This is a genomic window from Halomonas litopenaei, from assembly GCF_017303055.1.
In the GTDB taxonomy this organism is placed as follows: Bacteria; Pseudomonadota; Gammaproteobacteria; order Pseudomonadales; family Halomonadaceae; genus Halomonas; species Halomonas litopenaei_A.
Genome location: NZ_JAEKJT010000001.1, coordinates 653,785 through 667,035, shown reverse-complemented (window position 1 = coordinate 667,035; position 13,251 = coordinate 653,785). Strand labels below are relative to the sequence as shown.

Sequence of the window (13,251 nt, the reverse complement as noted above, 5' to 3'; positions counted from 1 at the left end):
CGGCTTGGTGGCGAGCCACGCCACCACCACCGGGGCCTACCAGGGCCCCGGTTACCGCCCAGGAAGAGCTGAGGGCTGAGGGTACAGGTCAGAGGGCAAGCAGCAGATAGCGCCCTCCCCGACCCCACTGCCGTATCGCTGAGGACGTTGGCAGCCTGTGACGCACAGGCTCATCAGCTCAGGCACTTCTGTCATCTTTTCTAACGCTTCACTCACACTGGATCTCGTCAATCCACCACATTCAAGGTGTTCCATGGCTTTCGATACACGTCGCCTGGCCGAACTGGCCGATCATGATGCCTTTCTTCGTCGTCACAACGGTCCCGGCTCCGCTGACAGAGCCAAGATGCTTGCAGCGCTTGACGTCGATAGCATGGATGCCCTGATCGACAAGACAGTCCCCGCGAATATCCGTCTGGGTCGTGAGCTCGACCTGGACCCGCCCAAGGCCGAGGCCGAGGCACTTGACTATCTGTACCGGCTGGCGCGCCAGAACAAGGTGGCAAAGAGCTACATCGGTCAGGGCTACTACGACACTCACCTGCCCGCCGTCATTCAACGCAACGTGCTGGAAAACCCAGGCTGGTACACCGCCTACACCCCTTACCAGCCAGAAATTTCCCAGGGCCGCCTGGAAGGCCTGCTGAACTTCCAGCAGATGGTCATGGACCTGACCGGCATGGAGCTGGCCAATGCCTCCCTGCTGGATGAAGCTACCGCCGCCGCCGAAGCCATGGCGCTGTGTCGTCGCTCCAACAAGAAGGCCAAGACCAATGCCTTCTTCGTCGCCGACGACGTCTTCCCTCAGACCCTGGACGTGCTCAAGACCCGGGCCTCGTGGTTTGGCTACGACATCGTTACCGCTCCGGCAGCGGAGCTCGGCCAGCACGATGTGTTCGGCGCGCTGCTGCAATACCCGGGCAACGACGGCCGCGTGCATGACCTGGCGCCGCTGATCGCCGAGGCCAAGGACCGCGGCATCATGACCTGCGTGGCCACCGACCTGATGGCCCTGGTACTGCTGAAGGAGCCTGGTGCGATGGGTGCCGACATCGTGGTCGGTTCCAGTCAGCGCTTTGGTGTCCCCATGGGCTTCGGTGGGCCTCACGCCGCCTTCTTCGCCACCACCGACAAGCTCAAGCGCTCGATCCCCGGGCGTATCATCGGTGTGTCCAAGGATGCCCGCGGCAACACCGCGCTGCGCATGGCGATGCAGACCCGCGAACAGCATATTCGCCGCGAGAAGGCCACCTCGAACATCTGTACGGCCCAGGCGCTGCTGGCCAATATCGCCGGCTTCTATGCGGTGTACCACGGTGCAGAGGGACTGCGCACCATTGCCGGCCGTATTCATCGCCTGACCACCATTCTGGCCACGGGCCTGGAACAGAAAGGCGTCTCCCTCGCCAACGACAGCTACTTTGACACGCTACGCCTGACCGGCGTTGATCGTGGCAAGATCCTGGGTCGCGCCATGACCCACGAGGTCAACCTGCGCTACTTCGACAACGGCGACGTCGGCGTCAGTCTGGACGAGACCACCACGGCCCACGACCTGGACGTGCTGTTCGACGTCCTGCTGGGCGAAGAACACGGCCTTGGCGTGCGCGAACTGGACGATGGCGTGCTCGACAGCAAGGCCAGCGGCATCCCCAGCGCCTGCCGCCGCGAGAGTCGCTTCCTCGAGCACCCGACGTTCCAGCGCTATCGCAGCGAAACCGAGATGCTGCGCTACCTGAAGCGCCTCGAAAACAAGGATTTGTCGCTGGCCCACGCCATGATTCCGCTGGGCTCCTGCACCATGAAGCTCAACGCGACCACCGAGATGATGCCGATCACCTGGCCGGAGTTCGCCCGCATCCACCCCTTCGCGCCGAAGGACCAGGTCGCGGGCTATCGCCAGATGATCGACGAGCTGTCGGCCTTCCTGGTCGAAATCACTGGCTACGACCACATTTCCATGCAGCCTAACTCAGGCGCACAGGGCGAATACGCAGGGCTGGTGGCCATCCGTCGCTACCAGGCGGCGCAGGGCGAAGGCCATCGTGACGTCTGCCTGATCCCAAGCTCTGCCCATGGCACCAACCCCGCTTCCGCTGCCATGTGCAGCATGAAGGTCGTGGTGGTGGAATGCGACGAGCGCGGCAACATCGACCTTGCCGATCTCAAGGCCAAGGCTGAGCAGCACGCCGACACCCTGTCCGCCATCATGCTGACCTACCCGTCTACCCACGGAGTGTTCGAGCAGGGAGTGCGCGATGCCTGCGATATCGTTCACGCCACTGGTGGCCAGGTCTATATCGACGGAGCCAACATGAATGCTCAGGTGGGTCTCGCCCGTCCGGGCGACTTTGGCGGCGACGTCAGCCACCTCAATCTGCACAAGACCTTCTGCATTCCCCACGGCGGTGGCGGCCCCGGCATGGGCCCCATCGGGGTCAAGGCGCACCTCGCCCCCCATGTTGCCAATCACAGCGTCACCCCCCTCGACGGCGTTGAGGCGGACTCAGGCGCGGTATCGGCAGCGGCCTTTGGCTCCGCATCGATCCTGCCGATCTCCTGGGCCTACATCAAGATGATGGGCGCACGGGGCCTGCGCGAGGCCACCGAACTGGCGATCCTCGGCGCGAACTACATCGCCCAGCGCCTCGACGGACACTATCCGGTGCTCTATAAGGGCGAAAGCGGCACAGTGGCACACGAGTGCATCATCGACATTCGTCCGCTCAAGGCGGCCTCCGGCATCAGCGAGGAAGACATTGCCAAGCGCCTGATGGACTATGGCTTCCATGCACCGACAATGTCATTCCCGGTGGCAGGCACCCTGATGATCGAGCCAACCGAGTCCGAATCTCTTTACGAGCTCGACCGCTTCTGTGACGCCATGATCGGCATTCGTGAGGAAATCGCTCGGGTCGAGAAGGGTGAATGGGCGCTCGACGACAACCCGCTGGTGCATGCGCCGCATACCATGGCGGACCTGATGGACCCCGACTGGAGCCGCGGCTACTCCAGGGAAATCGGGGCCTTCCCGTCCGAGGCGGTCAAGGGGGCCAAGTACTGGCCCGCCGCCAACCGGGTGGACAACGTGCTGGGCGATCGACAGCTGATCTGCTCCTGCCCGAGCATCGACGAGTATCGCGACTAAGCGGACCTCGCTAGACCACGAACCCCGCCAATTGGCGGGGTTCGTGCGTTGAAGCTAGCCTTCCAGCGCTCGCCCATCAGGATGACCGAAGCGTTCCAGGTGGCGCTGCTCACGGAAGGCTTCCAGTAAATGGTGGTAACGACTCGGCACCTGAGCACCGCGACGACTCACCAGATAGAGCGTCTCATCCAACGGCTGGCTGAGCGTCATTTCGCGCACCTGGCGCTGCCACGGCGACGTCTCCAGCACCAGCCGAGACACCACGCTGAAACCCAGCCCTCGAGCCACCGCATCCAGCACCATGCCTACCTCGTTGGTGAAGCCCTGGCGGGGAAAGTGGCTCATCGAGCGAAAGTCATCGGGAAAATTGGCACGCAGCAGGCTCACCGCCTTGTCCAGGCCGTCGGTATAGCTGATGAAGCCCAGTCCGAGCAGATCGTTGAGGGTGGTACCGGTAAAGTCTGCCGGCACCACAAGGCTCAGGGGTTCGTCGTGCCATGGCTCGCAGACCAGGTCCGGATGCCGGGTTGCCTCCGTCACGATCCCAAGGTCATGTCGCCCGGCCAGTACATCGGCCAGGATCTCCTGATGAAAGGCAAAGCAGTAGGAGACGGTAAGCCCGGGATGGCGCTGCTGCTGGCCGAGAATAAACGGATACAGCATCAGGCCGATGCTGCCCGGCGACGCCAGCCGGCACTCACCGCTGTCCAGGCTCTCGTCGTCCAGAGAATGTCGGAACTGCTCGTGCTCTGAAAACAGCTTCACCGCGTAGTCGTAGACACGGCGCCCTGCCTCGGTCAGCCGGAAACGTCGCCCCTGGCGCTCCAGCAGCGGCTTGTCCAGGTACCGCTCAAGCTTGCGAATATGCTGACTGACCCCAGGCTGGGTCATCTCGAGACGCTGAGCGGTACGGGTAAAACTACCGGTTTCCACCAGCGTGATGAAGGTACGAAAATACAGGGCATTGAACATGGAATGACGCCAGGATGATTCGCCGGCGTCCTGGGCCATCAGGCGACGGGGCCAGGCACAATCCGGGTGACGCGGCATAGTCTACCACTTCCACCCGGGGGCCGCAGCGGTGCGCCTGAACGCACGGCCGTGATAGCATCACACCATGATCAAGAGTTCGATGTCAGCCACAGCACCTTCCACCACAGCACAAGAGTCACTTTCCATGCATGACCCCATCGCCGCACGTGCCGACGCCATTCATGATGCCCTGCTAAACATGGAGCGTGAGGCCAGTGCCGACGACTTGTTTCCCCTCGGGTATCTGATTCCGCAGATCCCCCTGGTGGTGGACCAGCTTGACTACAACCCCAGCGAGGTAAGCAGCGACGACTTCGACGCCGTCTTCCATGAATGGCTGGATGGCGCCTTTGCCCAGGATGGCATGAGCGACGCGGACCAAACAGCCGTGCGCGAACTCTTCAACCAGGCGTGCGACAAGGCACCGATGCCTTGAATCGCCTCTGACAAGGAAGCCCAAAAATGGCCGAGACCATTTCCACCACGATTTCCCCTGAGGGCAGCCTCGAAATCCTGTCCCAGCATGAAGTCAACCGCCTCCGCGACAGCTCTCAAACCGGGCTGCATGAAATGTTGCGTCGCTGCACGCTGGCGGTACTGAATTCCGGCAACCCCATGGATGACGGCCTGGCACTGCTGGAAACCTACCCCAACTTTGACATTGAGCTGCTCCAGCAAGACCGCGGCGTGCGCCTCAAGCTGACCGACGCCCCGGCCGAAGCCTTTGTCGACGGCCGCATGATCCGCGGCATCCGCGAGCACATCTCCAGCGTGCTGCGGGATATCGTCTACGTCTACAACGAGATCCAGAACCAGTCGCGCTTCGACCTGTCCACGGGAGAAGGCACCACCAACGCCGTCTTCCACATTCTGCGCAAGGCCGGCACGCTCAAGCCGAGCCGCGATCCCAGCCTGGTCGTCTGCTGGGGTGGTCATTCCATCTCTCGAGAGGAATACGAATACACCAAGGACGTGGGATACCACCTAGGCCTGCGTGACCTGGACATCTGCACCGGTTGCGGTCCCGGCGCCATGAAAGGCCCCATGAAGGGGGCCAACGTTGCCCACGCCAAGCAGCGGCGCTATCCAGGACGCTACCTCGGCGTGTCCGAGCCCGGCATCATTGCTGCCGAAGCGCCCAATCCCATCGTCAACGAGCTGGTGGTGATGCCGGACATCGAGAAGCGCCTCGAAGCCTTCGTCCGCCTGGGCCACGGCATCATTGTCTTCCCCGGCGGCGTGGGCACGGCGGAAGAGATTCTGTATCTGCTCGGCATCCTGCTGCATCCCGACAACGTCGACATGGAGCTGCCGGTGGTCTTCACCGGGCCGGCGAGTGCCGCGGAGTACTTTCAGCGTATCGATGAGTTTCTGGTCTATACCTTGGGTGAGTCCGTGCGCGAGCTCTACCAGATCATCATCGACGACCCCACCCAGGTCGCCCGCACCATGCGCGCCAACATCGACAAGGTCACGGAGTATCGGCGCGCCCGTCAGGATGCCTTCTACTACAACTGGCGCCTGACCATTGCCCGAAACTTCCAGGAGCCGTTCGTCCCCACCCACGAGGCCATGGCCGGGCTCGAGCTCAATCGGGAACTGCCCAAGCATGAGTTGGCCGCCAACCTGCGCCGCGCGTTCTCGGGCATCGTGGCCGGTAACGTCAAGGAGCAAGGGATTCGCGCCATCGAAGCACACGGCCCCTTCCGCTTGCACGCCGAAGCGGACCTGATGGAGAAGCTGGACGCCCTGCTGACCTCCTTCGTTGCCCAAGGACGCATGAAGCTGGCCGGCGACTACGTGCCGTGCTACACCCTTGGCGGTAGATCCGGCTGACGGATATCGCCTTCTTGGCAGGTAAAAAAAACGCCCTGGATCCATGATCCAGGGCGTTTTGTCATCGAGTCGGCCGCGTCAGGGCCTCGCCCTGGCTGGCATCAGCTGAACCCAGCTCAATCTCGCTTGGAAAACACCAGTACTACAGCATGCAACAAAAGGCCTGCGGTCGCTCCCTGGGATAACGTGATGACGCCCAGGGCCACGCCGCCCACCACCAGCTTGTAGATCACCATGGCGACCAGCGCCACGACCATGCAGCCAAGCAGGGTGAACAACATGCGCAGAAAGCGAGAGCGCCCGGCGCCATCGAGCAGGCGCCACTGAAACAGGGAAGCCAGGGCGAGCACACCCAGCACGATGTAGACCAGCGTCTCGCGGGTCGCCAGGCCGGCCATCTGATAACGTGGCAGGGTCAGCGCCAATACCAGCATCAGACCCACCATCAGGCTGAGGCGAGCGGGGCTCGCGATTGCCCGTGCCATCATGCCACCTTGAGATCTTGGCGAGAGATCCAGCCCTCGACCCAGGGCAAGGCTTCATCGTCAGCCATGAAGGTTTCCATGGCGTCGATCTCCAGTCGGTCATCAAGGCGGGTCGCGCCTTGCTCCTCGAGCAGCTGATCCAGACGGCGGCCGGCACCACAGAAGGTGTCGCCGTAGGAGCTGTCACCCAGGGCGATCAGTCCATAGCGCAGGTGGCCCAGCCCCGGACTCTGGTCCTGCAATTCGCGTACGAAACTGACGAAATTGCCGGGGAAATCACCGCTACCTGTCGTCGACACGCAGAACAGGGCGAGATCCGGCGCATCGTCGGTGACATCAGCCAGAGAGGGATTTTCGAGAACCGAGACGTCGTACCCGGCCTCCTCGAACAGCGGCTTGACCTGCTCCGCCACGTCGAGTGCACCACCGTACATGGTGCCAACCAGTATCTTGAGTGTAGGCATGTAAAGGAATTACCTGAGAATTCTGGTCGGATTCTAGCATGCTGGCCGAGACCGACGCATCCCCGGCGACCTGCAATCTGCCCGGCAAGGCGCTACCATGGCAGGCGCAAGCCAGACGCCTCCCCGGACAGCGAGACCTCTATGCAAGACACCTTCGAGACATGGATCACCCCCATCATGATCGGCGGACTCATGCTATTCATGTGCTTCATCATCTGGGATCTGGCCAAGCAATCCAAGGCGGGGCGCTTTGGCACCCTGATGCTGTTCATCGTACTCGGGGCCGGAATGCTCGGCTATGTGGCCAAGGTGGCGATCACCTGGTACCTCGAAAGCCACGGCGTCTAGCCCCTCCAAGGTCGGTCTATCCCCCTGCTGCGCCCCGCCCAGGTCCACGCCAGCAGGTCGTGGAGCGCCGTTTGCCATATCTCCCATCAGCACCCGTACGGCCCTCAGCGTACGAACCACTTGCACGGACCACTCAATCAGCACAGCGCAGCCATTCAGCACAGAATTGTCTGCCGCCAGGCCCTCTCCCACCAACAAAGACATACGCGGCTGGGTGCCCTGCCCACGCGGCGCTCTCCCATCGAGTTGAACCAGAACCTCAACTCGAGTCGTCTTTCTCCTCGCCTCTGTGTGATATCGATCAAATCATGACGCACCATCGCGCACTTATCCTGTATACACACGCGACATTGTCGTGAATACACTAGCCTAGAGCCAGGTAGGCAACAGCAACCGCCTCGCCATCAGGATCAGGAGCAGCGCCCACGCCCTGCCCCTACGTCTGGCCAACAGTTCGTCCCGGCCGATCTTGTTGGCACAACAACAACGATGACAATGGCCGAGAACATGCACACTCCTCCCAAGACACTGTTTGATTTCCACGGGCGTCCAGGCCTGGCCAAGGCGCTTCCCATCTCGTTACAGCACGTGCTGGCAATGATTGCGGGAGTCATCACTCCTCCGCTTATCGTGGCGGGCGTGGTGGGGGTGAGCCCTGCCGAGAAACTGCAGCTCATCCAGGTCGCTATCCTGGCCTCCGGCGCTTGTACCCTGTTCCACCTGTACGGACTCTGGAAGTTTGGCGCTCGCCTGCCGGCCATATTCGGTGTCGGCTTTGCCTACGTTCCGACGCTGATCGCCGTCGGCAGCCAATATGGCATCGAAGGTATTCTCGGCGCCCAACTTATCGGCGGCATTACCATGGTGATAGTGGGCTACTTCATACAGTTCATTCGTCACCTGTTTCCACCGGTCGTGGCGGGCACCGTGGTACTGGTCATCGGCCTGTCGCTGTATGACATCGCGATCCGCTACATTGCAGGAAGCGGCAACGTCAATGCAGAGGGTTTCGGGAATCTCTCCAACTGGGGGCTCGGACTGCTGACCTTGATTGCCGTGCTACTGGCATCACAGTTTGGTCGCGGGATCATCAAGCTGTCCGCCATCATCATCGGCATGCTGGTGGGATATCTGGCTGCCATCCCGCTGGGCATGATCGACCTTAGCCCGATCCATAACGCGCCCTGGCTGGCAGTGCCCAAGGCCATGCCTTTTGCCATGGAGTTTCACTCTGCTGCGATCATCTCCATGGTGGTCATCTGTGTGATCAACTCAGTGCAGACCATTGGGGATCTATCTGCGACCAGCGTCGCCGGCATGAACCGGGAGCTCTCCACCAGGGAGCTTACCGGAGGCCTTCTCGGCAATGGCCTGACAACCACCATCAGCACCCTTTTAGGTGCCCTGCCGACCTCCACCTACAGCCAGAACGTCGGGATTGTCGCCATTACCAAGGTGGTCAGCCGCACGGTTTTCTTGCTTGCCGGCATTATCGTCCTGGTGGCGGGGTTCAGTCCTAAATTCAGCGCCCTGATGACGACCATCCCCTACCCTGTCATCGGCGGCGCCACCATCACGGTCTTTGGCATGATCACCGTGACCGGCATTCAGCTGTTGATCAAAGACGAGATGACGGCCCGCAACATGACCATCGTTGGCCTGTCACTGGCACTGAGCCTTGGCATCGCCTCGGAGCCAGCCGCCATCGAGCAATTCCCGGAAACCTTCAAGAATGTCGTGAGCGGTGCGCCCATCGTCATCGCGGCCCTCAGCGCCTTTCTGCTCAACCTGCTGCTGCCGCGCAAGACGCTGGCCGAAGAAGCCGCCGAGAGAGACGAGCCACCGACGACAGCGACACCCAGCGCGGCGGCCACCGGCTCTGACAACGGCTAAGCGGTCGACAACCCGCATCGGGCTACCGACATGACCAGCCCATCGATACAGCGGGACCAGCACCAAAAAAAGCGCCGCCTGGTATCAGGCGGCGCTTCAGCTTTACAGCGGGTCATTCCTCGTCATCTGGATGACCTACCTGGCTCTTTAATTTCTGGCCAGGCCGGAAGGTCACCACACGCCGCGCCGAGATGGGGATCTCTTCCCCGGTCTTGGGGTTACGGCCAGGACGTTCGCGCTTATCGCGCAGATCAAAGTTGCCGAACCCCGACAACTTGACCTGCTCATTCTCTCGCAGACAGGCACGGATCTCTTCGAAGAAGGCTTCCACCATGGTTTTCGCCTCCCGCTTGGACAGGCCAAGTTCCGTGTGCAGATGCTCGGCCAGTTCTGCCTTGGTCAACGCTCCCATGTCGTCATCCTCATGGTGATGGTCACGCCAACCGTCCGCGCCCGTCAGGCTAAAGCGTCAAGCACGCAGCTCAGCATTGACTCCCTGCCGAGCCGTTGCCACGATGGCATCGACCAACTGATTGATTTCTTCGTCATTTAGCGTGCGCGATGGATGCTGCCAGGTCAAGCCCAAGGCCACACTCTTACGACCTTCGGCTACACCTTTGCCCTGATAGACGTCGAAAAGCGCCAGATCCGTCAACCATTCACCCGCCTCGGCCCTGACCCGGTCGAGCAGTGCCTGTACCGGTTGGTCCTCATCGATGACGAAGGCCAAGTCACGCCGCACCTCGGGGTAGCGCGACAGCGGTGCGAAGGCCGGGATACGGCCCTGGCTGAGTGCATCCAGGCGAACCTCGAACAACACGGCGTCAGTCTTGAGGCCCAGCTTGCCCTTGACCGCGGGGTGCAGCGTGCCAATCCAGCCGGCTTCTTCACCGCGATGCAGGATCCGCGCGCACTGCCCCGGGTGGAGCGAGGGATGCTCGCCTGGTTCGAAACGCCAGGCGTCGGCGTCACCGCTGACCTCCAACAGACTTTCCAGATCTCCCTTGAGATCAAAGAAGTCGACCTTGTCACGGCCACCGGTCCAACCTTCGGGCAGACGCGAACCGCAAACGACAGCGCCTAGCATCGGCACCTGTTCCAGGTCATCGAGCTCACCCCGGAAGACCAGGCCGCTCTCGAACAGGCGCACACGGGTCTGCTGGCGATTGAGGTTGTGTTCCAGCGCCCTCACCAGCCCCGGAAACAGACTGGCACGCATCACCGACAGGTCCGCGGAGATGGGGTTGGCGAGAACCGGCGATACCGCTTCAGGCAGCAAGGTCCGCTGCAGCTCAGGCGCGACAAAACTATAGGTAATCGCTTCCTGGTAGCCACGGGCCGTCATCTGCCTGCGCAATCTGCCCAGCGGGCTTTGCGCCTCATGGTCAGCCTTCAAGCCCAAGCGTACTGCGGGACGGCGTACCGGCAGACGATTGTAGCCATGGATGCGGGCCACCTCCTCGATCAGGTCTTCCTCGATCGTGATATCAAAGCGCCAGCTCGGCACCTTGACCGTCCAACCACGATCATGGGCGTCAACCGCCATGCCGAGACGCTCCAGGATTTCGCTGACCTCAGCGTCGTCCAGGCGCTTTGACAGTGCCTTCGCCAACCGCTCAGCGCGGAGCGTGACGTCTCGCTGACCGGGCAGATGAGCGTCATCCGCCTGCTCGTTGAGCGGGCCCGGCTCGCCGCCACAGATCTCGACCAGCAGCGCAGTCGCACGTTCCACGGCACGTCGCGTCAGCTCGGGGTCGACGCCCCGTTCGAAACGATGGGACGCGTCAGTGTGAAGCCCGTAGGAGCGGGCCTGGCCTGCGACCGCCAGAGGAGTAAAGAACGCGCCTTCCAGGAAGATATCTCGCGTCTCGGCCCCCACACCGGAGTGCTCGCCGCCCATGACGCCCGCCAAGGCCAGAGGGCCCTTGTCGTCAGCAATGATCAAGGTGCTCGGATCGAGGGACACGGTCTGGCCGTCAAGCAGCACCAGCTCCTCACCCTGGCGCGCCAGGCGCACCACGACGGCACCCTCAAGATTGGCACGATCAAAGGCGTGTAATGGCTGTCCCAACTCGAGCATGACATAGTTGGTGACATCAACGGCAGGGTCGATCGCACGCACGCCGCTGCGGCGCAGGCGCTCAATCATCCACATTGGCGTCGGACGGCTGATGTCGACACCCTTGATCAGACGACCGATATAACGCGGGCAACGCTGAGCATCCTCGACGCGTACCGGGAAGGTCTCGTCGTGACGTGCAGCAACCGGGTCAATGGTTGGCTCAGTCAGGCCGAGACGATTCAGCACGCCCACTTCCCGAGCCAGACCCTGCACGCTCAAGCAGTCGCCACGGTTGGGCGTCAGGTCCACTTCAATGGTGTGATCATCCAGCGCGAGGTACTCACGCAGGGCCGTCCCCACCGGCGCGTCCTCGGGGAGCACCAGGATGCCTTCGGAAGTGCCTTCCTCAAGGCCCAGCTCCGATGCGGAGCAGATCATGCCGCGAGATTCGACACCACGCAGCTTGGCCTTCTTGATCTTGAAATCGCCGGGTAGCACGGCGCCGACGCGAGCAAAGGGAATCCGCTGTCCCACCGCCACATTCGGGGCGCCACACACCACTTGAACCGGCTCACCGCTGCCATCGTCAACCTGGCAGACGTTCAGCTTGTCAGCGTCGGGATGCTGGACCTTGTCGGTCACCTGTGCCACCACGACGTCGCTGAATGACGCCGCAACGGGCTCGACGGCATCTACCTCGAGCCCCGCCATGGTGATCTGGTCGGCCAGCCCCTGGGTAGACAGCTGAGGGGAAACCCACTCCCTCAGCCACTGTTCAGATACTTTCATGAGGACTCCTTGACGTCCTGTTCACGCAGTCAATGTTCTTCGAAGGGCCGCTGTGCGGGCCTCTGATCAATGGAACTGGCGCAGGAAGCGCAGATCGTTCTCGAAGAACAGGCGCAGGTCATTGACGCCGTAGCGCAACATCGCCAGGCGCTCGGCCCCCATGCCGAAGGCAAAGCCTGTGTAGCGTTCGGGGTCGATACCACCGTGGCGGAACACCTCCGGATGCACCATGCCGCAGCCCATCACCTCCAGCCAGCCGGTGTGGGAGCAGACCCGACAGCCTTCTCCGGCGCACATCACACAGGCAATGTCGACCTCAGCAGATGGCTCGGTGAACGGGAAGTAGGACGGACGGAAGCGCACGGACAGGTCGTCACGCTCGAAGAACGCCTGCAGGAAGTCTTCGATGGTGCCCTTGAGGTCCGCAAAGCTGACGTCTTCCTCGATCAGCAGGCCTTCGACCTGGTGGAACATTGGCGTGTGAGTCAGATCCGAATCGCTGCGATACACCCGGCCCGGGCACACTATGCGGATCGGGGGTTCCTCCGCCTTCATGGTGCGCACCTGTACGGGAGAGGTGTGCGTTCTCAGCAGTCGCGTGGCGTCGAAATAGAAGGTGTCGGCCATGCCGCGGGCTGGATGGTGGGCAGGAATGTTCAGCGCTTCGAAGTTGTGGTGGTCATCTTCGAGCTCAGGCCCTACCGCCACATCGTAGCCAATCCGCTTGAACAGTCCCTCGATCCGCTCCAGCGTTCGAGTCACCGGGTGCAAGCCACCAGCGGGCTGGCCGCGACCGGGCAGCGTGACGTCAAGACGCTCCGCAGCGAGCCTGGCGTCCAGTTCTGCCTTGGCCAGGGTGTCACGACGTGCCTCAAGCTCCTTGGCCAGCTCCTGCTTGGCCTGGTTGATGCGTTCACCTGCGGCCGGACGCTCTTCCGGCGGCAGCTTGCCAAGCCCCTTGAGCAGCGCCGTCAGCTCGCCTTTCTTGCCCAGATACCTGACACGAATATCGTCTAGCCCGGCCATGCCCTCGGCGGACTGGATGGCGTCGCGAGCTTGTTGAACCAGATCGGGAAGGTGGTCCATACGTTGAGCTCCGGTAGCGTTGATCTTTCTTTAGTGGAGAGTAGCGATGATAAAAGGGTCGCCAAAAAAACAGGGGAAGAGCGGCTGCTCTTCCCCTGGGGCGATCAT

General features: G+C 62.0%; 11 protein-coding genes. 5 read left to right on the top strand and 6 right to left on the bottom strand.

What is annotated here, in order from left to right:
• The first annotated feature begins 253 nt into the window (after positions 1-253).
• Positions 254-3,148 (top strand): aminomethyl-transferring glycine dehydrogenase, encoded by a 2,895-nt coding sequence (gcvP, locus tag JF545_RS02835; RefSeq protein WP_206938534.1) that lies wholly within the window; start codon positions 254-256, stop codon positions 3,146-3,148.
• Positions 3,149-3,202: 54 nt separating this feature from the next.
• Here the strand turns inward: gcvP and JF545_RS02830 are convergent, their stop codons facing one another.
• Positions 3,203-4,120, bottom strand: coding sequence for a LysR family transcriptional regulator (locus tag JF545_RS02830; protein ID WP_206939245.1), 918 nt, complete (start codon positions 4,118-4,120; stop codon positions 3,203-3,205).
• 205 nt (positions 4,121-4,325) lie between these two features.
• Between JF545_RS02830 and JF545_RS02825 the strand changes: the two genes are divergently transcribed.
• Both JF545_RS02825 and ppnN read left to right on the top strand, forming a co-directional pair.
• Positions 4,326-4,616, top strand: coding sequence for a YfcL family protein (locus tag JF545_RS02825; RefSeq protein WP_206938532.1), 291 nt, complete (start codon positions 4,326-4,328; stop codon positions 4,614-4,616).
• Positions 4,617-4,642: 26 nt separating this feature from the next.
• A complete protein-coding gene (gene ppnN, locus JF545_RS02820) occupies positions 4,643-6,016 on the top strand; it encodes a nucleotide 5'-monophosphate nucleosidase PpnN (RefSeq protein WP_242520577.1) in 1,374 nt (457 codons plus the stop codon).
• A 116-nt stretch (positions 6,017-6,132) separates the two neighbouring features.
• On the opposite strand, the gene JF545_RS02815 is transcribed toward ppnN, so the two are convergent.
• Positions 6,133-6,501 (bottom strand): hypothetical protein, encoded by a 369-nt coding sequence (locus tag JF545_RS02815; RefSeq protein WP_206938530.1) that lies wholly within the window; start codon positions 6,499-6,501, stop codon positions 6,133-6,135.
• Positions 6,501-6,965, bottom strand: coding sequence for a flavodoxin domain-containing protein (locus tag JF545_RS02810; RefSeq protein WP_206938528.1), 465 nt, complete (start codon positions 6,963-6,965; stop codon positions 6,501-6,503). The genes JF545_RS02815 and JF545_RS02810 overlap by 1 nt, the downstream gene beginning before the upstream one ends.
• A gap of 141 nt (positions 6,966-7,106) precedes the next feature.
• Here JF545_RS02810 and JF545_RS02805 point away from each other — a divergent pair, with 141 nt between their 5' ends.
• Positions 7,107-7,313, top strand: coding sequence for a DUF2788 domain-containing protein (locus tag JF545_RS02805; protein WP_206938526.1), 207 nt, complete (start codon positions 7,107-7,109; stop codon positions 7,311-7,313).
• Positions 7,314-7,820: 507 nt separating this feature from the next.
• Positions 7,821-9,206: a uracil-xanthine permease family protein gene (locus JF545_RS02800; protein ID WP_242520571.1), complete on the top strand. Its 1,386-nt coding sequence runs from the start codon at positions 7,821-7,823 to the stop codon at positions 9,204-9,206.
• A 112-nt stretch (positions 9,207-9,318) separates the two neighbouring features.
• Here JF545_RS02800 and ihfA read toward each other — a convergent pair whose 3' ends face one another.
• From ihfA to pheS, 3 genes are all read right to left on the bottom strand, one after another.
• Positions 9,319-9,618, bottom strand: coding sequence for an integration host factor subunit alpha (ihfA, locus tag JF545_RS02795; protein WP_206938522.1), 300 nt, complete (start codon positions 9,616-9,618; stop codon positions 9,319-9,321).
• A gap of 57 nt (positions 9,619-9,675) precedes the next feature.
• Complete coding sequence (pheT, locus tag JF545_RS02790) at positions 9,676-12,057, bottom strand: phenylalanine--tRNA ligase subunit beta (protein ID WP_206938520.1); 2,382 nt, start codon at positions 12,055-12,057, stop codon at positions 9,676-9,678.
• A gap of 66 nt (positions 12,058-12,123) precedes the next feature.
• Complete coding sequence (pheS, locus tag JF545_RS02785) at positions 12,124-13,143, bottom strand: phenylalanine--tRNA ligase subunit alpha (RefSeq protein ID WP_206938518.1); 1,020 nt, start codon at positions 13,141-13,143, stop codon at positions 12,124-12,126.
• Positions 13,144-13,251: the final 108 nt, after the last annotated feature.

Bases quoted from the DNA above. Each gene is read 5' to 3' on its own strand.
- gcvP (WP_206938534.1), top strand. From the start codon at position 254: ATGGCTTTCGATACACGTCGCCTGGCCGAACTGGCCGATCATGATGCC.
- JF545_RS02830 (WP_206939245.1), bottom strand. From the start codon at position 4,120: ATGTTCAATGCCCTGTATTTTCGTACCTTCATCACGCTGGTGGAAACC.
- JF545_RS02825 (WP_206938532.1), top strand. From the start codon at position 4,326: ATGCATGACCCCATCGCCGCACGTGCCGACGCCATTCATGATGCCCTG.
- ppnN (WP_242520577.1), top strand. From the start codon at position 4,643: ATGGCCGAGACCATTTCCACCACGATTTCCCCTGAGGGCAGCCTCGAA.
- JF545_RS02815 (WP_206938530.1), bottom strand. From the start codon at position 6,501: ATGGCACGGGCAATCGCGAGCCCCGCTCGCCTCAGCCTGATGGTGGGT.
- JF545_RS02810 (WP_206938528.1), bottom strand. From the start codon at position 6,965: ATGCCTACACTCAAGATACTGGTTGGCACCATGTACGGTGGTGCACTC.
- JF545_RS02805 (WP_206938526.1), top strand. From the start codon at position 7,107: ATGCAAGACACCTTCGAGACATGGATCACCCCCATCATGATCGGCGGA.
- JF545_RS02800 (WP_242520571.1), top strand. From the start codon at position 7,821: ATGCACACTCCTCCCAAGACACTGTTTGATTTCCACGGGCGTCCAGGC.
- ihfA (WP_206938522.1), bottom strand. From the start codon at position 9,618: ATGGGAGCGTTGACCAAGGCAGAACTGGCCGAGCATCTGCACACGGAA.
- pheT (WP_206938520.1), bottom strand. From the start codon at position 12,057: ATGAAAGTATCTGAACAGTGGCTGAGGGAGTGGGTTTCCCCTCAGCTG.
- pheS (WP_206938518.1), bottom strand. From the start codon at position 13,143: ATGGACCACCTTCCCGATCTGGTTCAACAAGCTCGCGACGCCATCCAG.